This window comes from Methylorubrum rhodinum (genome assembly GCF_014199935.1).
Lineage (GTDB): Bacteria > Pseudomonadota > Alphaproteobacteria > Rhizobiales > Beijerinckiaceae > Methylobacterium > Methylobacterium rhodinum.
The window spans coordinates 47,862-66,175 of sequence record NZ_JACHOP010000011.1; the positions used below are offsets into that span (position 1 = coordinate 47,862).

Below are 18,314 nucleotides of genomic sequence, written 5' to 3' on the forward strand. Positions count from 1 at the left end.
CTCCTCAAGCCGCCTTCACCCCCTCCAGGAACCCGCCGACCTCGCGGCGCAGGCTCTCGGAATGGCGCGACAGCTCCTGCGCGGCCGCGAGCACCTGGGCCGCCGCCGCGCCGGTCGAGCCCGCGCCGCCGCGCACGTCGGCGATGCTCTGGGCGACTTCGCCGGTGCCGCTGGCCGCCTGCTGCACGGTGCGGGCGATCTCGTGGGTCGCCGCGCCCTGCTGCTCCATGGCGGCGGCGATGGCGTTCGAGGCGGCGGCCATCTCGGTAATCGTCGCGCCGATGGTGCGGATCGCCTCGACCGATTGGCGGCTGGCGTCCTGGATCGCGCCGATCTGCCCGGCGATCTCGCCGGTGGCGCGCGTGGTCTGGCCGGCCAGATCCTTCACCTCGCCGGCCACCACCGCGAACCCGCGGCCCGCCTCGCCGGCGCGGGCCGCCTCGATGGTGGCGTTCAGCGCCAGAAGATTGGTCTGGCCCGCGATGGTGTTGATGAGCGCCACCACGGTATCGATCCGCTCGGCCGAGGCCGCGAGCTGGCGCACCAGCCCGTCGGTGCGCTGCGCCTCCTCGGAGGCTTGGCGCGCGATACGGGCCGATTGGCCGGCCTGGCCTGCGATCTCGCGGATCGAGGCGGACATCTCCTCGCTCGCCGCCGCCACGGTCTGGACGTTGGCCGAGGTTTCCTCCGCCGCGCGCATGGCGGTGCCGGATTGCCGCTCGGTCTCGTCGGCGGTGCCGGCCATGGCGCGGGCAGTGGCCTCCATCTCGGTCGCCGCGCCCGCGAGTCCCTGCGTCAGCACCGAGACGTTGGCCTCGAAGCCCTGAGCCAGGGCATCGAGCCGGGCGGCCCGCTCGGCCTTGGCCGCGGCCTCGGTAGCGGCGGCGGCATCGGCCGCGCGCTTGGCGATGAGCGCGTCCTTGAACACCTGCACGGCGCGCGCCATGGCGCCGATCTCGTCGCGGCGCTCCGCGCCCGGCACGGCGGCCTCGGTGTCGCCGGAGGCGAGCCGCCCCATCGCGCCGGTCAGCGCCGTCACCGGCCGGGCGACGCCGCGACCGACCCGCCACGCCAGGACGCCGCCGACGAGGAGCGCAAGGAGGCCGACGAGGGCGACGTTGCGTTGGAGATCGTGGGCGTCGGCCGTCATCGCGGCCATGATGCGGCGCTGCTCGGCGAGCGAGGCCTCGCGGGCCGTGGTGCTGGCGGCGACCAGGCCGTCGCCGGTCTGCCGCAAGGCCTGGAACGCCGCATCGATCGCGCCCGCCCCGTCGAGCACGCCGTCGAGCGCCGCCGTGAAGGCCGGGAGCCGGCCCTGGATCGCCGCCAGCGGCGCGCGGAGCGTGGCCGCGGCGTCGAGCCGGGCCAGAGCCTCAAGCTCGCGGCCGTAGCGAAGAAACTCCATGCGGGCGGTGCCGGCATCGGCCGGGTTGGCGCTGCCGCGGAAGAGGTGGATCGCGGCCAGCGCGCTCTGCAGGGCGCGGTCGGCGCGGAAGGCGGCCGCCGCGAGTGCCGGCGCGGCGGAGGCCGTCGTCGCCATCGCGTAGCCGGCATTGGAGAGCGCCGCGCCGTGCTTGGCGAGGGCGGCCTGCGCGGTCTTGCGCGCCTGGATCGCCACGATCAGCCGCTCGGTGCCGGCGACGTAGGCCTCGACCTGCGCCCGCGCCTCGGGCTGTGTCTTGCCGGCCTCGGCGAGGCCGGCGAGCCCGGCCTTCAGCTCGGCCAGCATCTCGCCCTGCTCGGTGCGGGTGTAGTTGAGGACGAGGCGGCGGGTGGCGTTCAGCTCCCGGTCGAAGCGGCCGGCCCGCTCCGCGGCCTCGACGCGGGTGTTGGCGTCGTCGATCGCGCCGTTGACGGCACCGACGCCGCGGAAGGTGAGCGCGGCGGAGGCGAGGAGCAGCAGCAGCACGACGCCGAAGCCGGCCAGGATGCGCTGCGCGACCGTGAGACGGTCGAGGCGGAGAGCGGAGCTGAGCACGTCGGGGCGCCTTACTGGACGGACTTGATCTGCCGGATGGTCTCGGCACCGAAGGTCTTGCTGAAGCCCGCGCTCGCGGCCTCCAGGCTCCGCTCGAACGCGGCGCGGTCGATCGTGGCCACCACGCTCATGCCGGATTTGCGCAGGGCCTCGACGCCCTCGCGCTCGGCCTTGCCGGCGACCTCGCGGGAGACCTGTCCGCCGAGCCGCGCGGCTTGCGTGAAGGCCGCGCGCTCGTCCTCGGTGAGCGCGTCCCAGGCGGATCGCGACATGACGAGCGCGGCCCAGGAATAGACGTGGCCGGAGAGCGTCAGGTGCCGCTGGACCTTCGCGAAATGCGAGGCGGTGATGACCGCGATCGGGTTCTCCTGGCCGTCGAACTGGCCCGATTGCAGGGCGCCGTAGAGCGCCGGGAAGGCCAGCGGCTCGGCCTTCACCCCGAGGCTGCGGAAACCCGTCAGCATGATCTCGGATTGCGGCACCCGCATCGACAGGCCCTTCAGGTCTTCCGGGCCGGCGATGGGGCGCTTGGCGTTGGTGATGTGGCGCATGCCGTTCTCGCCCCAGGCGAGCGCCACCAGCCCCTTGGCCGAGAATTTCTGCAGGTAGTCGCGGCCGATCGGCCCGTCGAAGACCGCGTGGGCGTGGGCCGCGTTGCGGAACAGGAACGGGATGTCGAACACGCCGAATTCGGGCAGGATGCCGGCGAAGGGCGCGCTGGTGATGAAGGCCATGTCGAGATGGCCGGCGCGCAGTTCCTCCACCATCTCGACCTCGCCGCCGACGGTGCCGTTGGGATAGGGCTCGACCCGGACCGCGCCGCCCGTGCGCGCGGCGACCTCGGTGGCGAAGCGCTCGGCGCCGGCCCCGAGCTGCGATGTCTGCGAGAACAGATAGCCGAGCCGCAGCACACGTTCCCCGGCCTGCGCCTCAGAAGCGACGAGCGAGCACAGCCCGAAGACGGCGGCCACCACTTTCCGACTCGAGATCACCGTTCAACCCCACGCAATGTTTGCGCACAGCTATGAGGGTGACCGATTAAAGGAGAGTTTCACTCGGATTTTAACATAAATTGCTTTGACCGACCAGGATGTTGCCTTGACCACTCGGTTCAGCTTGCGGGCTGCGGGCGCCGGATCAATCGCGGGCGCCAGATGCCGAACACGACGTTGAGGGTGGCGATGAACAGCAGCACCCAGAGCGTGCCGCGCTCCGAGCCGAGGTCCTGGCCGAGGCTCGCCGGGTTGATGCGGCCCGCGAGCGCCTCGGCGCTGAGGCGCGCCTCCTCCTGCATCGGCCCCTGCACGCCGACGAAGCCCCACTCGAACATCACGACGCCGGTGGCGAGCTTGGCCCAGGCCCAGCCTGCATTGTGGAAGGCGCGCTGCGCGATCGAGAGCAGGCCGGCGAGCAAAGTCAGCGCCAGCGAGGGGAGGAACAGCCACGTCGCCACCGCCCCCATGGCGCCGCGGATCAGGGCATAGCCCTCGATCGCGGTGGGCGACGGGGCGCGCCCGAGCAGCACGAGCAGGGCGGCCATCGCCCCCATGAGCCCGATGGCCCCCATGGTGTGGAGGAACTTGAGAAGGCGCCGCATCGCGTCCCGCCGGACCGGATCGTGAGCGCGAGCCTATCGGAAACCGTTTCGATGCGGGAGGCGGCACTTGCGCGCCCGCCCGCACGTCGCCGTGAACGGCGGTCCGCTCAGGCGAAGAGGTCGAGCTGCGCCGCCGGGACCCGAGCGCGCCGGGCCGGACGGGCGGGCGGTGCCGGGGGCACGGCCGGGGAAAAATCGGGCAGCGGGATGCCGGGCTTGGCGTAGAGCACGGCGCCGACGACGCGCGTCCGCCCGGAATCGAGCAGGACGCAGCAGGTATGCGGGCCGCTGCGAACGATTTCCTGCACCAGTGGCTCGGCCGGCGGCAGCGCGGCCACCGCTTCAAGCAAGCCGGGCAGCCCGGCGGCGGCGACGCCCATCACGCGAAACTCGAAGGCCTGCCCGCTCCACGTATGACGGGCCGATCCGGCCTTGGTGGCGGCGAACGGGTTGCTGGCGAAGGCGGTGGCCTCGTCGCGCAGGAAGGCGGCGATCGCCGCGCGCTCGGGCACGGAGCCGGCGGCGAGGACGAGGTCGGCGAGGGTCTGCTTCGAGATCTTCTGGGATACGGGCACGAGCGGAAGGCTCGCACGGCGCCGTTCCGCGGGTCGAGGCTGGGCCGGCGGAAGCCTGTGGATACCGGCGTGCCGCTACCGCACCGAGTTCTCGCCGTTGTTGCGCTGGACGCAGCGATAGCCGGCGAAGCAATAGGGCTCGTCGAGGGTCGGCTCGAAGGCCGGGGCGGCGGTGACCTCGTTCTGGCAGGCGCCGCTCTCGTAATGCACCGTCTCGTAGGCGGTCGGGCTCGAGGCCAGCACGACGTGGCCCCGGCGCGCCACGAGGGAACGCACCGCCGCACAGGTGAGCGAGGGCGTGAGCGGGCGCTGGGTGAAGGCCGGAACCTCGATGAACGCCCCGCCCTGAGCGAGGACGGCGCCGGCCGGGAGGGCGGCGAAGCCGGCAGCGAGGAGGAGATGGGCCGCGCGCATCATGACCGGGAATCCCGTCGAGGGTCGCCGATCCTGCGCAGACGGCGCCGGCTCCCGCAAGCCGGGATCGAACGGGCGGTCCATGCCCGGTCTCGCCTCGGGCTCCAGCGTGCCGCGATAGGCGACGAGCAACCCGACCAGGGGCACGCGCACCGTGACGTCGAAGGCGAAGCGCCCGCCGGCCTGTGTCTCGAAGCTCTCGCCCCCCGGCAGCAGGACGCGCGGCATCGGCACGCCGAGGAACGACCAGCGCCGGGGCACGAAGAGCAGCCGCGCCCCGTCGCGGACGAGGGCGAGCGAGAAGGCGGCGGGGCCGAACCGCTCCACCAGCAGGTGGCGGTCCCGGCCCGTGCCGACCGACTGCACCGAGGCGAAGTTTTTGCCGCCGATGGTCCGGGTCCAGCGCTCGGCCCCCGGCTCCGGCGTGAACGCGACCGTGACGGGGACGCTCTCGGCCGCGTCCGGGAAGCCGACCATCGCGCAGAGGAGGCGGGCGACGAGCCCCCTCCCCCGCCGGACGCTCGCCGTACCGCTCCAGCGACGGGGCCCGGCCTCGTCGTGGAGGGCGCGGACCGGGGCCGGCAGCGCATCGAAAGCGGGGCCGAGGATGTCGCGGTAGATCGGGCCGCCGCCCGCATCGTCCCGGAAGCCGAAGACGATGGCGCGGCGCGCGAACAGGGCCTCGTAATCCTCCAGTTCCAGGGCGCGCACCGCCGAGCGGGCGCCGGGGGCGGGCCGCTCGCCGCGGAGCCGCTTCCGGATCAGCGCCTCGATCGCCATCGACGGGATCAGCGGGCCGTCGTCGCCCTCGGCCAGGAGATGCCAGCTTCGCACCACGTCGCGCCCGTCGGCACGGCCGCGCGCGGACACGATCATGCCGCCGCGATGCTCGCCGAAGCGCATCCGGTTCAGCACGGCGTAGAACAGCGTCGAGAACGGCGTGAGCGCCGGCAGCCCGAACCGCGCCCGCGCCTTGGCCAGGAGGTTGAGCACCCGGTGCAGCACCTCCGGCACCGGCCCGGCCCCCACCCAGATGTCGGTCATCGCCGGGTGCTCGGGCGGGAGAACCCGCAGGTCCGGCACGTCGACCAGGGAGAAGTGCAGGTTGGCCAGGGGCAGACGCCCCGGCACCGCGACGGTGAAGCGGCGGCTCTCGGTCAGGCCGGAGGCCTCGACCGTCCGGCCGCCGCGCCGCAGCGTCACCGGGCCGCCGGCATAGCCGACGACGGCGCGCATCACGTTGAGGCCGATCCCGGCATAGGGCGAGGGCGCGATGCCGCCCTCGACGGCGTGGATTTCCATTGTCGCCGCCAGCTTGCGCAGGACGGCGGCGGTCAGCACCGGGAAGCTGCTGACGCCGGACAGGACGACGACGCCCGCCGCCTTCGCCCGTTCGTCGAAGCGGGCGACGCCGAACACGAAATCCGCCCCGTCGGCGAAGTCGAGGTAATCGACGCCCGCCGCGATGCAGGCCTCGATCACGCGGTAGGGCTCGGCGCCATAATCCTGGAACGGGCCCGAGGCATCGACCACGAGGTCCGGCCGCTCGTCACGGAGCGCCTGCGCGATGTCCGCCCGGTCGAGGGCGAGCGGCACGACCCGCGCCGCACCGCGATACTCGGCGCAGAAGCCTTGGCAAAACGCTTGCGCCCGCGCGAGGCTGCGGCCGCCGACGACGAGTTCGAGATCGGTCAGATCCTGCAGCAGCCGGACGAGCCGCCCGCCGAACACCCCGTAGCCGCCGAGGATCAGGACCTTCATCGCCGGGCGCTCACAGGATGCGGTCTCGGTAATGTTCGGGCGCCATCCAGCAGGTGTCGCGCCGGCCGAACAGGCGGTAGCGGTTGCGCGCGACGAGGCGGTAGACCGGATCGCGTAAGGCCGCCGGGACGATCCGGAGGAGTCCGGCGAGCCGCCAGGGGAAGCCGAGCCCCTCGTAGATGCGCAACACCGCGTCGCTGTCCCGGCGCATCCGGTCCCCCTCCACCACGAGCAGGCTCACGGGATCGTTCGGGTCCATGCCGTGGCGGCGATAGAGGGACTGGCCGACCGCGCCCTGCATGGAGGCGAGGCGGAACCGCGCCGCACGGTCGTGTTCGAGGACGAACCGGGCATTGGCCGAGCACAGCACGCACTGGGCATCGAACAGGATGATCGGCCCGGCGAAAGCCGGAGCCGGGCGCGCGGGCGTCGTCATGTCTGGGTTGTAGCCGAGTTCACGGGCATAGAGAATCGTCCTAGATCTCGGATCCAGGACGATTCTCTATGTTGTTGTGCCGAATCGGCTTTTTCCGAAAGCCGGTTCCCACCTTTCGGGCCGATGCTCTGGGAGAAGCGTGCCCCGAAGCCGGGGCTTGCGACCGATCGGCCTGCCGCCCGCAAACGGGATCGCGCTCAGCCGCCCGGCGGCCTGCGATCGGGCGCTCCCGCGGGCGGATCGGCCCGGACGCCCCCATCGTTTGCCTTGCCCCGCGCGGGACGCGGGAACAGCACCATCCCGGCGAGCGCGCCGAGGAGGCCGGTCACGCCGAGGCGCATCCAGCTCATCGCGGCGCGTAGGTGTGCTCGTCGGCCGGGAAGCGGCCCTCGCGGACCTCTTCGGCGTAGAGCCGCACGGCGCCCTCGATATGGGCGCGCAGCGACCCGTAGCCCTTGACGAATTTCGGGGCGCGCTCGCTCAGGCCGAGCATGTCCTCCAGCACGAGGATCTGGCCGTCGCAGGCGCTGGTGGCGCCGATGCCGATGGTGGCCGCCGTCACGGCCGGGTCGGTCGCGATGGCGCGGGCCACCGGCTCGACGATGCCCTCCAGCACGATGGCGAAGGCGCCCGCGTCGCTGATCGCGCGGGCATCAGAAATCAGGCGGGCCTCGTCGCCCGCGCCGTGGCCCTGGACCTTGAAGCCGCCCATCGTGTTCACCGATTGCGGGGTGAGGCCGATATGGCCCATCACCGGCACGCCGCGCTCGGTCAGGAAGGCGACGGTGTCGGCGAAGCGCGCCCCGCCCTCCAGCTTGATCGCCCCGGCGCCGGTCTCCTTCAGCACGCGGGCGGCGCTGAGGAAGGCCTGCTCGCGGCTCGCCTCGTAGGAGCCGAACGGCATGTCGACGACGACGAGCGAGCGCGACGTGCCCCGCATCACGGCCTGGGCCTGGACGATCATCATCTCCAGCGTCACCGGCAGGGTCGATTCCATGCCGTGCATCACCATGCCCAGCGAGTCGCCCACGAGGATGAAGTCGCAATAGGCGTCGAGGATGCCGGCCGTGTGGGCATGGTAGGCGGTCAGCGCGATGATCTTGCGCCCCTCCGCCTTGCGCTTGGCCAGGTCGACCGCCCTGAGGCGACGGGACTGGACGTGCTGCGACATGGGTACCGATCCGAAGGCTGGCATTCCGGGTCGCCGGGCGAAAGCCGGCATCTCGATGCAGAGCCTATAAACCGGTTCCGGCTCGCCCGCTCGGGCGATCACGTCTCGAGGGGTTTCAAATGTGGCCCGGAGGCACCGGCCTCCTGTTGCGGTGGCGTTTGCCGCCCCGCGTCGCCCGTTTTCGGGCGTTTCCTCCCTAGACTTCGGACCGCCTCCGGGCGCGCCGTTTTTCCGCCACATCCGGCCCGGTGTCAACTCCCCGAACCTGTCACAAGGGGTTTGAAATTGCTTGAATTTCGAGCTTTGCCGGAAGTTTGTCGAAAATGTGACAAATCCGGGTGGCGCCGGCTCAGAGCGCCTTCTCCAGAAGCTGCTCGATCCACTCCGGTTGCGTCTCGCCCACCGAGCGGCCGACCTCGGTCTTGCCCTTGTAGACGATCAGCGTGCTCTGCATCCTGGCCTCGAATCGGCGCACGAGATCGCGCTGACTGTCGAAGTCGATGGTGAAGACCGCCAGATCCTTGAACCGCGGCTCGGCGGAGAGCGTGGCCAGGATCGGCTTCTGCGTCTTGCAGATCGGGCACCAGGGCGCCGAGATCTGCACGAGGATCGGCCGGCCCTCGCCCTGCGCCGCCTCGAAGGCGGAGGCGTCGAACGGCACGGGTGCTGCGGCGCGGGCCGTGCCGGCGAGCATCACGAGGGCGGCGAAGGCGAGCGCGTGGCGGCGGGTCGGCATCATCGAAGGATCCTCGAAAAACCTAGCGCTCGGGCGTGCCGCTCGCCGCGACCCATTGCGGATCGGGCTTGACCGCCGCGGTGTCGTGGTCGTCCTGCCAGCCCTCGACGCCGAGGGGGAACCAGTGGACACGGGTGTAGCCCGCCGCCACCAGCCGCTTGCCGGCGTTCCAGCTGCCCCAGCATTCCGGCCGGCAGAAGGTGACGACGGGTCTGCCCTTGTCGCCGCCGGTGAGCGCGGCGACGCGGGCCAGAAAAACCTCTTCCTGCGCGGGCTTGAGCGGCGCCTCGCCTGCCCCCGGCAGCCAGACGGCGTCGGGCAGCGAGCGGTGGGTCGGCAGCCAGGGGCGGCTGGCCGGGAAGCCCGCGGGCTTGCGGTCGGCCAGCACCACGTCGAGCAGCACGGGCTTCTCCGGCAGCAACGCCTCAAGGCCCTTGAGGTCGAGCACGGTCGCGCCCTTGAGGGTCGCGGGCGTGTAGCCGTGCGAGGGGCCGGTATAGAGCCCGTCGGGCTCCGGCACGTTCACCGGCGAGTCCGCCGGCCCGGCCGCCCCGAGCATCAGCCCGAGAGCAGCCAGGGCGGCGGTTCTGGCGAGCGCCCGCATGGCGTCAGTTGCTCGCCGAGGGCAGCGCGAAGCTGTGCTCCCAGCGTCCGCCCTGGTTGTCCGAGGCCATGACCTTCACCGGGCCCTTGCCGTCGGGCTTGATCCCGAAGTTGATCACCGGGTTCGACGCGATCGAGATGTCGCCCGCGAGCTGGAACACGAGCTGGTCGCCGTGCATCACGTCGAGCTTCTCGATGTAGCGGGCCGGCGTATAGTCGCGGGTGACCTGATTCATCTGCATCCCCGAAAAATTGGGGTGGCGCACCATCAGGGTCGCCTCGACCGGCTTGCCGCCCTGGCCGTCGCCCGAGAACTTCATGCGCATGTCGCCCATGCCCTTCATGGCCTCCTCGTCGCTCATGCCCATCGGGGCCGAGCAGCCGCCGGACGCCTTCACGAACTTGGCCGATTCGATCAGCTTGCCGTCCTTGGTCTCCACCACGGCGTGGACGTTGGTGTAGTTGTTCACCCGCACCCGCAGCTTGATCTCGGCCGGGTCGGCGGCCGGGCCGAAGGTGAAGTGCGCGGCGTAGGGCGACGGGTTGTCGTCGATGATGAAGTAGAGGCCCTTGACGTTGTCCTTGTCGGCGAGGGTCAGGCCGACCGGCACCAGCGAGGCGTCGAGGGCACGCGCCGGCGCGTCGATCTTCACCGCGCTGTCGTTCGCCTCCACGGTTCGGTCGTTGAAGATCGTCTTCTTGATCTCGTTCCAGCGGGCGGTGCGCTCCTCGTCGGAGTCGGTCGCGCCGGCCAGGACCGGCACGGGGGCGAGCGCCGCGGACGAGAGGGTGAGGCTGAGGGCGAGCAGCAGGCGTTTCATGGTCGTTTCCTTCCTGAGTTGGGGCCGCGGGATCACTCCCATTCGAGCTCTTGGTAGGCCTGGGTGACGTTGCGGCCGTTATAGGTGTCGAACAGGGCCCACTTGTCCTTCTCCCCCTGCGCCACGCTCTGCACCGCCGTCTCGATGGGGGTGTCGGCGGCGACCGCCTTACGGGTTTCGTCGCGCATCGTCGTGAGGTAACGCGCAAGATCGTTGATCGCGGGCGCGAATTCGACGCGGGTCGGGCCGTGGCCCGGCACGGCGCTCGCGGCGCCCATGCCCTTCAGCCGCTCGATCTCCTTGAGCCAGCCGATCAGGCTGCCGTCGAGCGAGGGGATGCGGCCGACGAACAGCAGGTCGGCGGGAAACAGCAGGCCGCTGCCGGAGTCGATCATCGACAGGTCGCAATTGGTATGCGCCGTGCCGTGCGCCGTGAGCTTGAGCCTGCGGTCGCCGAGATCGATCTCGGCGCCGTCCTTCACCTCCATGGTGGGGTAGACCACCGTGCCGGCCCGCTCCTCGCCGAGGAGATCGGCGAGCCGCTTGCGGTAGAACTCGCCGCGCGCATCGAGCGCGCCGCGCAAGCTCGCATGGCCGACGAAGGTCGGGTTGTCGGCCTTGAAGGCGGCGGCGCCGAAGACGTGGTCGGGATGCACGTGGGTCAGCATCACGTATTTGATCGGCTTGTCCGTGCGCTTGGCGATCTCGGCGCGCAGCCATTGCCCGTCGGCGAGGCTGCCGCCGGATTCGGTGACGAGCACCCCGTCGCGGCCGACGATGAAGCCGATATTGGCGATCGCGTCGTTGTTCTCAGGCGTCGCCTCCGCATCGGGGCCACGGCGTATGAAGATGCCGGGCGCGACCTCGTCCGTGGAGAACGACTCGGCGGCGCGCCCGAGCGTCGGCAGGCAGCACAGGCACAGGCCGCCGAACAGCGCCTGCCTGCGGGTCGCGAAGGCGTTCACGACCGGCTCTCCCCTCTCTGGCACGTCCGTGCCGCCATGCGCCGATTCCTCCCGATGACCCGGTGATATATTGCCAACCATCTAGTAGGTAGATTTCCGCCGCGTCAAGTGCGATGATGTGTTCGAGACAGTCTGGGCCATCGCGATTCCGTGAGCGGCCCTCATAGCGGACGAACGATGAGAGACACGCGCGCGTCGCTCCTGAGCGAGGCCGAGATCCTGGTGCGCGGCCGGGGCTATTCGGGATTCAGCTACGCCGACCTCGCCGAGGCGGTGGGCATCCGCAAGGCCAGCATCCACCACCATTTCCGCACCAAGGAAGACCTCGCCGCCGCGCTGATCGAGGCCTACGACGCGCGCTACGACGCGGCGCTCGCCGACATCCTGACCGAGACTTCGGACGGCGTGGCGCGGATCGAGGCCTATGGCCGGCTCTATCTCGGCGGGGTCGAGCAGGGGCTCGGCTGCCTGTGCGCGGCGCTCGCGGTCGAGCTGGAGACCCTGCCGGACGGGTTGCGGCGGCGGATCGGCGCCTTCTTCGACAAGCACATCGCCTGGCTCGTCGCCGTGCTGGCGGAGGGCGTCGCCGACGGCAGCATCCGCGCCGGGATCGACCCGCCGTCGCACGCCCGGATGGTGGTGGCGACGCTGGAGGGCGCGCTGCTGCTGGAGCGGTTCCTGGCCGGGCCGGAGGGGTTCGGGCAGGCGCTGGGAGCGTTGAGCGCGGGGTTGCGGCCGGTTCGGCCGGGCGTCGAATCGACGGCATGAACCGGACGACGGCCTTCGATCGTATGCATATTTTTAGATGCCGGACCTCGCCTCGCGGGATCCGGCATGACGTTCGGTCTATGCCGATACTCTAGATATTGTCTTTCCCGGCCTGTTCGGAGCACGCCTTGAAGATCTCCGAGATCGACAGATTCGAGTGGCCGGGCGCTTTCGCCGTATCGTCGAGGCAGGAACGCACGCTGGCCTTGGATGAAGAGCCGCTCGACGCATCCAGCTGCTGGAGGAGAGCGTCTTTTTCGGCCGGCGAGGCCGCCGCCCAGGCCTGCATCTTGTCCCCCGTCCCGAGCGCGAATGCGGGCGTCGCAAGCACGGACAGGGAGACGGCTCCGGCGAGAAGGAAGCGCATTGTCATGACCTCGGGCTGCAGTTGACCGATAGCGGCACGCCGGACTTCTCAAGAAGCTGGCCGCAGCAGGAGCGCCGGCCGATACGAGCACGAGAGCCCCGAACGAAAGTCCGTCCGAAGTGAATTAGGCCCCGAAGTGTGAACGAAACTGCGGGTGGCTTAGGGCAAATACGCGCAGCGCACCCCGCCTCTCCCGCCGTGGTGGCGTCTCGCCGGAAAGCGCGCTCGGGAATCCCCCCGACCTTCCATCGGGCCCCGCTGATACAATATGACAGCCTCAAGCCCCCTCACAGCACAAGCGCCCCGATGTCCGACGCCTCTCCCCTCGCTGCCGCCTCCCAAAAAATCCCGGTGACGGTCCTCACCGGCTATCTCGGGGCGGGCAAGACGACGCTCCTGAACCGCATCCTCACCGAGCCGCACGGCAAGCGCTACGCCGTGATCGTCAACGAGTTCGGCGAGATCGGCATCGACAACGACCTCGTGGTCGGGGCCGACGAGGAAGTGTTCGAGATGAACAACGGCTGCGTCTGCTGCACCGTGCGCGGCGACCTGATCCGCATCATGGACGGCTTGGTGAAGCGCCGCGGCAAGTTCGACGCGATCATCGTCGAGACCACCGGCCTCGCCGACCCGGCTCCCGTCGCCCAGACCTTCTTCGTCGATCAGGACGTGGGTGACGCCGCCCGCCTCGACGCGGTGGTGACGGTGGCCGACGCCAAGTGGCTGACCGATCGGCTGGCCGACGCGCCGGAGGCCAAGAACCAGATCGCCTTCGCCGACGTGATCCTGCTCAACAAGTCCGACCTCGTCTCGGGGGAAGACCTCGACCGGGTCGAAGGCCGGATCCGGGCGATCAACCCTTACGCCAAGGTCCACCGCACCGAGCGCTGCGCGATTCCCCTCGATCAGGTGCTCGACCGCAACGCCTTCGACCTGTCGCGCATCCTCGACGTCGAGCCCGACTTTTTGGAAGAAGGGCATCATCACCATCACGACGCGCAGATGCAGTCGGTCTCGGCGAAGATCGACGGGCCGGTGGACCCGGAAAAGTTCATGCCCTGGATCTCGAACCTGACCCAGGTGCAGGGGCCGGACATCCTGCGCTGCAAGGGCATCGTCGCCTTCCCCGACGAGCCCAAGCGCTTCGTCTTCCAGGGCGTCCACATGATCCTCGACGGCGACGTGCAGGGCGAATGGGGCGCCGACGAGCCCCGCGTCTCCCGCGTCGTCTTCATCGGCCGCAACCTCGATCCGGCGGCGATCCGGCAGGGGTTTTACGACTGCAAGGTCTGATCGAGGGGGGCGCCGTGCGGATCGCGCGACGGGTCGGTCCGGCAGCGCCGGAACGGCCGTCAAGCGAGGCGCTGGAGCACGCCCGCCGTCGTCGCGAGACCGAGGGCGGCGGCGGCGGCCCAGCCGACGAGGCGGGGGCGATAGGACAGGAGCAGGACGAGGCCGAGGCCGGCGCCCGTCAGGGTGCCGATCCATTGGACGGGCCCGAAGCCCCATCCCTCCGCCTCCCCGGCGACCAGCAGGGACAGGCCGATGCCGGCCCAGCCGACGGCGCGCAGCAGGAGGACCCGACGGCGGCTCGGGTTCGCCCGGACGATCTCCCCATGGTGCCGGTTCAGGCTGAGACAGAGTGCCGAGAGGGCCGCGAAGCCCAGGCACAGATTGAGCATCAGGATGGAGGGCGTCATGCGCGCTCCCCGCGCAGCCGAGAGCGGCTCTCGGGCAGGACGGTCTCGCTCCGCCGAGGGGCCGCAACGCCGCGGCCGCGAGCCGAGACCTTGCGGGCCGCGACGGCGAACAGAGCGGCGAGCGCGAGCATCGCCCCGTCGAACCACAGGAACAGCGCCTCGCCCGCCCCCCACCGCCGCAGCGGATGCGCCTCGACCGTCGCCACGTCCGCGGCGGCGACGGCGAGGCACAGGACGGCGACGAGGGCCAGCCCGTCGCTCCAGGCCCGGCGGTGCGGCCGGGCCAGCGGAAGCAGGGCCGCGACGATCCAGGCCGCGAAGAAGGCGCGGATCTCCATGTCCGCACGGCCGGCGAGGTCGGTCGGCAGCAGGCGGTTGGCGAGGAAGTACACGGCCACAGCGGCGGGCAGGCCGGCGATGCTGCCGATGTTGAGGGCCTGAACGAGGCGCAGGCCGAGGAAGGGCCGCTCGTTCGGCCTCGGCAGCCGGGCGAGCGACCACAGCACGAGGCCGGTCGCCACCATGGCGGAGCCCATGATCCCGCACAGGACGAACAGCAGCCGCAGGCCGGTATCGGCGAAATGCGCCACGTGCAGGCCGATCAGGGTCGAGACGGTCCTGGCCGCGGGCTTGAGGTCGCCGCCGCGGATCTCCAGCAGCGCCCCGCTCGCGCCGTCGAAGGCGATGTGGGTCGGCGTGTGGGCAAGCCCGTGCGGCTCCTCGAACATCGCGACGACCGTGGCCCGGGCGTCGCCGTGATTCGTGACGGTGAGCCGTTCGAGCCGCTCCGGCACGGTGGCCAGCGCCTGTGCGATCATCGGCCCGAGGGGCGCGGGAGGGGCCGGCCGGCCGGCGGGCGGGCGCGGTGCCGTGATCCAGCCGGCTTCGGTGAAGAAGGCGCGGGTGTCGCCCTCGTAGGCCGCGGTGACGCCCCAGGGCATGTAGAACGTCGCGAGCGCCACGACGCCCGTGTAGGTGATCATCAGGTGGAACGGCAGCGCCAGCACGCCGGTGACGTTATGCGCGTCGAGGAAGCTGCGGCGCGGGGCCTTGTCCCGGCGGAAGGTGAAGAAGTCGGCGAAGATGCGCTTGTGGGTGACGATGCCGGAGATCAGCGCGACCAGCATGATCATGGCGCAGGCGCCGACGATCCAGCGCCCCCAGAGCGGCGGCATGTGCAGCTCGTAATGGAAGCGGTAGAGGAAATCGCCGCCTTCCGTGTCGCGCGATGCCGCCTCGACGCCCGTATGCGGATCGAGGAGCACGTGGCCGGGCGGCTCGCCGGGGCGGGTGCGCCAGAACAGGTCGAGCAGCAGCCGCTCGGGCTGCGGCATCCCGATGAACCAGGTCCTCGCCTTCGGAGCGTGGCGTTCGAGATAGGCGACCGCCCGCTCGGCCGCCCCCGGCAGGTCGGCAGGCGCGATCGTCCGGACTTGTGCCAGCTCGGGCCGCATCCAGCGGGAGATGTCGGCGCGGTAGTAGCTCGCGGTGCCGGTGACGAAGATGGCGAACAGCACCCAGCCGACCACGAGGCCGGCCCAGGTGTGGAGCCACGCCATCGACCGGCGGAAGCCGCCCTTCACGGGACACCCCGCATCGCCAGCCCCAGCAGGCCGCCGAGGACCAGGGCCGAGCCCGCCACGATGAGAGCCGCCCGCCGGAGCGAGCGCACCGCGAAGACGACGACGGCGACCGCGGGCATCAGGAGGAAGCCGAGAAGCGTCGCGGCGGCCACCGCCTCGGGGCGCGCCAGCGGCAGCGCCAGCGACAGGAGCGCGGTGGCGAGCGCCGCGAGCCCGTAGCCGCCGCCCGCTGCCAGCACGACGCGGCCGGCGACGGAGAGCCGCCCGCGTCGAGCGATCGATGCGCCTCCCGCCGTCATCGGGCCCCTATCGATCCCAGTACGGCATCAGAAGTCGACCGCGGCGGAGAGGATGAAGGTCCGCGGCGCGCCGACGGCGAGGAAGCCGCGGGCGGCCGACGCCCAGTAGCGCTCGTCGAACAGGTTCTGGACGGTGGCGCGCAGCACCACCGGCTTGCCGTTCACGCCCTCGAAGGCGTAGCGCAGGCCGGCATCGAAGCGCGTCCAGTCCGGGACCGTCTGGGTGTTGCCCGTATCGTAATACACGCCGCTGGTATACATCGCCCGGCCGGTCAGGGTCAGGCCGGGGGCGAGCCACGGCGGCAGGTCGACTTCGCCGTAGAGGTTGAACGCCGTGCTGGGCACGCCGGGCGCGATGTTCCCGTTCGTCAACCGCGGATCGATGAAGGTCACGCCCCCGAGCAGCCGCACGCCCGGGACAGGCTCGCCGAAGACGTTGAACTCGGCACCGCGATTGCGCTGGAGGCCGGCGACGGAGAAGATGCGCGTGAGGGGATCGGTGAAGGCGTTCGGCTGCTCGATCTCGAACAGCGCGGCCGTGACGGCGACGGTGCCGAAATCGTACTTGGTGCCGATCTCCTTCTGCCGGCTGACGACGGGCGCGAAGATCTCCCCCGCATTGGCCGCCAGGGCCGGCGCGGTGGGGCCCTCGGTGAGCGCCTCGATGTAGTTTCCATAGAACGAGAGGTTCTCGAAGGGCCGCACCACCAGGGCGATGGCCGGGCTGAAGGCGCTCTCCGCGTAGCTGGACGCCAGATTCCCCTGTGTCGGCACCGGACGGGTGACGTAGCTCTTCAGTCCGATCTCCTGATAGCGCCCGCCGAGCGTCAGCAGGAACCGGTCGTCGCCGCCGAGCGAGAGGGTGTCGGCCACCGCCACGCTGCGGGCGGTGAGTTCGGAGAAGAGCGGCTGCTGGCTGGCGCGCGGCAAGCCGAACGTCGCGATCGAGCCGAACGGCAGGGAGACGGGATCGAAGATGTTGGTCTCGAAGCTCGGAAGGCTCGGCGGGAAGTAGCCCCGCGAGAAGTTCTTGTTGTTCACCTCGACGGCCGAGACCGTCAGCCGATGGCCGAGGAACCCGGTCTGGAAGTTCGAGCGCAGGCCGATCTCGCCGGTCATGCCCTGCAACTCGGTGGGGGCGATGGCGAGCGTGTTGGTGGCCTGCCCCGTGGGGCTGGTGATCAGGTAGTACGAGCTCAGGGAATCCTCGCGATAGCGGCTGATGCCGCCGGCCACGTAGACCGTCGTCTCGGGGAGCAGGTCGTACTCGACCCGGCCCGCGGCCATGTCGTAGACGCTGTCGTTGTACTCGAAGGCGCTCGCCGTGTTGCGGCGGTTCGCCGGGTTTCGCGGGATCAGGACATTGGGGGCCGCCGCGTTGAACAGCGACGTCGGCGCGGTGATGTTCTGGCGGCTGTGCGTCAGGTCGAGCGCGGCGCGGAAGCGCTCGCCGCGGTAGTCGAGGCCCAGCGCGGCGACCCCGACCTCGATCTCGTTCTTGTCGAGCGGCGTGGCGCCGTTGCGGTAGGCGCCGTTGAAGCGCACGCCCCATTCCTTGAACTGGCCGAAGCGGCGGCCGAGATCGGCGTGGGTCCAGATCTGCGCGTCGCTGATATAGGTCGTGGTGAGGCGGGCGAGCGGCTCGTCGTAGGCGCGCTTGGGGATGAGGTTGATCGTGCCGCCGACGCGGCCGGTGCCGCCGCTCAGGAGCGCGGTCGGCCCCAGCAGAACCTCGACCCGCTCGATTCCTTCCACGAAGTGACGGCGCGGGTTGGCGATGTAGAACAGGCCGTCGAAGGCCGTGTCGAGATTGGTCACCGAGAAGCCGCGGATGAAGTAGGAATCGCGCTCGCTGAACGGCGGCGCGTCGCTGCGCACGGATGGGTTGTTCAGCACCACGTCGGCGACCGACCGCGCCTCCTGATCACGGATCAGCTTCTCGGTGTAGCCGGTGACGCTGAAGGGGGTCGCCAGGACGGAGCGGTTGCCGAGCATGCCGATCCGGGCGCCCGTGCCGACCTGCCCGCCGGCATAGGGGACGGGCGGCTGCCCCACGGTGCCGGAGCGGGGCGGCAGGCCGGCGGCGACGATCGCCGTTCCCCGGCCTTCGCCCTCGACGCTCAGTTCGTCGAGGCGCACCGAGGCGACCGGCTCGGGGCCGAACTGGACGTAGCGCGGGTTGATCAGCGTGATCGTCGAGGCGCCTGCCGGCCGGTGGGTCAGGCCGGTGCCTTCCAGGAGCCTGGTCAGGGCGTCGAGCGGGGAGAACGTGCCGTCGAGGCCCTCCGTCTCCAGCGTCGCGGTCAACTCGGTCGGGTAGACCAGCTTGACGCCCGCCTGCTCGGTGAAGGCGACGAGGCCGCTCTCCAGCGATCCCTTCGGGATGGTCAGCCGGACGCTGGCGCCGTCCCGCGCGGCACGGGCAGCTTGCGCGGGCGCGGCGGTCTGAGCGGCGGCGGCCTGCACCAACACCGCGACCGACACGCCGGCCAGCGCGATCCCCGCCATCCGGCCCCGTGAAACCCTGCTGCCGCGCA

General features: G+C 70.9%; 18 protein-coding genes. 2 read left to right on the top strand and 16 right to left on the bottom strand.

Going from position 1 to position 18,314, the window contains the following annotated elements; all coding sequences use genetic code 11:
* Nucleotides 1-4: 4 nt before the first annotated feature.
* From HNR00_RS13840 to HNR00_RS13890, 11 genes are all read right to left on the bottom strand, one after another.
* Complete coding sequence (locus tag HNR00_RS13840) at nt 5-1,978, bottom strand: methyl-accepting chemotaxis protein (protein WP_312886056.1); 1,974 nt, start codon at nt 1,976-1,978, stop codon at nt 5-7.
* A gap of 11 nt (nt 1,979-1,989) precedes the next feature.
* On the bottom strand, nt 1,990-2,949 hold the full coding sequence (locus tag HNR00_RS13845; protein ID WP_312886057.1) for a DctP family TRAP transporter solute-binding subunit: 960 nt from the start codon (nt 2,947-2,949) through the stop codon (nt 1,990-1,992).
* Nucleotides 2,950-3,089: 140 nt separating this feature from the next.
* Nucleotides 3,090-3,575 (bottom strand): hypothetical protein, encoded by a 486-nt coding sequence (locus HNR00_RS13850; RefSeq protein ID WP_183570234.1) that lies wholly within the window; start codon nt 3,573-3,575, stop codon nt 3,090-3,092.
* Nucleotides 3,576-3,682: 107 nt separating this feature from the next.
* Nucleotides 3,683-4,150: a hypothetical protein gene (locus HNR00_RS13855; protein ID WP_246390625.1), complete on the bottom strand. Its 468-nt coding sequence runs from the start codon at nt 4,148-4,150 to the stop codon at nt 3,683-3,685.
* Nucleotides 4,151-4,225: 75 nt separating this feature from the next.
* Nucleotides 4,226-6,325: a saccharopine dehydrogenase family protein gene (locus HNR00_RS13860; protein WP_183570236.1), complete on the bottom strand. Its 2,100-nt coding sequence runs from the start codon at nt 6,323-6,325 to the stop codon at nt 4,226-4,228.
* A 10-nt stretch (nt 6,326-6,335) separates the two neighbouring features.
* A complete protein-coding gene (locus tag HNR00_RS13865; RefSeq protein WP_183570238.1) occupies nt 6,336-6,761 on the bottom strand; it encodes a thiol-disulfide oxidoreductase DCC family protein in 426 nt (141 codons plus the stop codon).
* Nucleotides 6,762-7,107: 346 nt separating this feature from the next.
* Nucleotides 7,108-7,932, bottom strand: coding sequence for a 3-methyl-2-oxobutanoate hydroxymethyltransferase (gene panB / locus HNR00_RS13870; protein WP_183570241.1), 825 nt, complete (start codon nt 7,930-7,932; stop codon nt 7,108-7,110).
* A gap of 349 nt (nt 7,933-8,281) precedes the next feature.
* Nucleotides 8,282-8,668 carry a thioredoxin family protein gene (locus HNR00_RS13875; RefSeq protein ID WP_183570415.1) on the bottom strand — a complete coding sequence of 129 codons (387 nt, stop codon included), beginning with the start codon at nt 8,666-8,668 and terminating at the stop codon, nt 8,282-8,284.
* Nucleotides 8,669-8,690: 22 nt separating this feature from the next.
* The gene (locus HNR00_RS13880) at nt 8,691-9,272 is read right to left on the bottom strand and encodes a rhodanese-like domain-containing protein (protein ID WP_183570243.1); all 582 of its coding nucleotides are present in this window, start codon (nt 9,270-9,272) and stop codon (nt 8,691-8,693) included.
* Between the two features lie 4 nt (nt 9,273-9,276).
* A complete protein-coding gene (locus HNR00_RS13885) occupies nt 9,277-10,092 on the bottom strand; it encodes a quinoprotein dehydrogenase-associated SoxYZ-like carrier (protein ID WP_183570245.1) in 816 nt (271 codons plus the stop codon).
* A 32-nt stretch (nt 10,093-10,124) separates the two neighbouring features.
* Complete coding sequence (locus HNR00_RS13890; RefSeq protein WP_183570247.1) at nt 10,125-11,057, bottom strand: quinoprotein relay system zinc metallohydrolase 2; 933 nt, start codon at nt 11,055-11,057, stop codon at nt 10,125-10,127.
* Nucleotides 11,058-11,234: 177 nt separating this feature from the next.
* On the opposite strand from HNR00_RS13890, the gene HNR00_RS13895 reads away from it, so the two are divergent.
* Nucleotides 11,235-11,825, top strand: a complete 591-nt coding sequence (locus HNR00_RS13895) for a TetR/AcrR family transcriptional regulator (RefSeq protein ID WP_183570249.1) — start codon at nt 11,235-11,237, stop codon at nt 11,823-11,825.
* 91 nt (nt 11,826-11,916) lie between these two features.
* Here HNR00_RS13895 and HNR00_RS13900 read toward each other — a convergent pair whose 3' ends face one another.
* Nucleotides 11,917-12,192: a hypothetical protein gene (locus HNR00_RS13900; protein WP_183570251.1), complete on the bottom strand. Its 276-nt coding sequence runs from the start codon at nt 12,190-12,192 to the stop codon at nt 11,917-11,919.
* 306 nt (nt 12,193-12,498) lie between these two features.
* Here HNR00_RS13900 and HNR00_RS13905 point away from each other — a divergent pair, with 306 nt between their 5' ends.
* Entirely contained in the window at nt 12,499-13,488 is a 990-nt protein-coding gene (locus tag HNR00_RS13905; RefSeq protein ID WP_183570252.1) for a CobW family GTP-binding protein, read from the top strand.
* Nucleotides 13,489-13,547: 59 nt separating this feature from the next.
* On the opposite strand, the gene HNR00_RS13910 is transcribed toward HNR00_RS13905, so the two are convergent.
* The 4 genes from HNR00_RS13910 to HNR00_RS13925 are packed head-to-tail and all read right to left on the bottom strand — an operon-like array spanning nt 13,548 to nt 18,285.
* Entirely contained in the window at nt 13,548-13,895 is a 348-nt protein-coding gene (locus tag HNR00_RS13910; RefSeq protein ID WP_183570254.1) for a DUF3325 domain-containing protein, read from the bottom strand.
* The gene (locus tag HNR00_RS13915; protein WP_183570256.1) at nt 13,892-15,478 is read right to left on the bottom strand and encodes a PepSY-associated TM helix domain-containing protein; all 1,587 of its coding nucleotides are present in this window, start codon (nt 15,476-15,478) and stop codon (nt 13,892-13,894) included. The genes HNR00_RS13910 and HNR00_RS13915 overlap by 4 nt, the downstream gene beginning before the upstream one ends.
* Entirely contained in the window at nt 15,475-15,777 is a 303-nt protein-coding gene (locus HNR00_RS13920) for an iron transporter (RefSeq protein WP_183570258.1), read from the bottom strand. The genes HNR00_RS13915 and HNR00_RS13920 overlap by 4 nt, the downstream gene beginning before the upstream one ends.
* Nucleotides 15,778-15,804: 27 nt before the next feature.
* Nucleotides 15,805-18,285, bottom strand: coding sequence for a TonB-dependent receptor (locus HNR00_RS13925; protein WP_183570260.1), 2,481 nt, complete (start codon nt 18,283-18,285; stop codon nt 15,805-15,807).
* Nucleotides 18,286-18,314: the final 29 nt, after the last annotated feature.

Coding starts and splice junctions, on each gene's coding strand:
- HNR00_RS13850 (WP_183570234.1), bottom strand. CDS start 3,575: ATGCGGCGCCTTCTCAAGTTCCTCCACACCATGGGGGCCATCGGGCTC.
- HNR00_RS13860 (WP_183570236.1), bottom strand. CDS start 6,325: ATGAAGGTCCTGATCCTCGGCGGCTACGGGGTGTTCGGCGGGCGGCTC.
- HNR00_RS13865 (WP_183570238.1), bottom strand. CDS start 6,761: ATGACGACGCCCGCGCGCCCGGCTCCGGCTTTCGCCGGGCCGATCATC.
- panB (WP_183570241.1), bottom strand. CDS start 7,932: ATGTCGCAGCACGTCCAGTCCCGTCGCCTCAGGGCGGTCGACCTGGCC.
- HNR00_RS13875 (WP_183570415.1), bottom strand. CDS start 8,668: ATGCCGACCCGCCGCCACGCGCTCGCCTTCGCCGCCCTCGTGATGCTC.
- HNR00_RS13880 (WP_183570243.1), bottom strand. CDS start 9,272: ATGCGGGCGCTCGCCAGAACCGCCGCCCTGGCTGCTCTCGGGCTGATG.
- HNR00_RS13885 (WP_183570245.1), bottom strand. CDS start 10,092: ATGAAACGCCTGCTGCTCGCCCTCAGCCTCACCCTCTCGTCCGCGGCG.
- HNR00_RS13895 (WP_183570249.1), top strand. CDS start 11,235: ATGAGAGACACGCGCGCGTCGCTCCTGAGCGAGGCCGAGATCCTGGTG.
- HNR00_RS13900 (WP_183570251.1), bottom strand. CDS start 12,192: ATGCGCTTCCTTCTCGCCGGAGCCGTCTCCCTGTCCGTGCTTGCGACG.
- HNR00_RS13905 (WP_183570252.1), top strand. CDS start 12,499: ATGTCCGACGCCTCTCCCCTCGCTGCCGCCTCCCAAAAAATCCCGGTG.
- HNR00_RS13910 (WP_183570254.1), bottom strand. CDS start 13,895: ATGACGCCCTCCATCCTGATGCTCAATCTGTGCCTGGGCTTCGCGGCC.
- HNR00_RS13920 (WP_183570258.1), bottom strand. CDS start 15,777: ATGACGGCGGGAGGCGCATCGATCGCTCGACGCGGGCGGCTCTCCGTC.
- HNR00_RS13925 (WP_183570260.1), bottom strand. CDS start 18,285: ATGGCGGGGATCGCGCTGGCCGGCGTGTCGGTCGCGGTGTTGGTGCAG.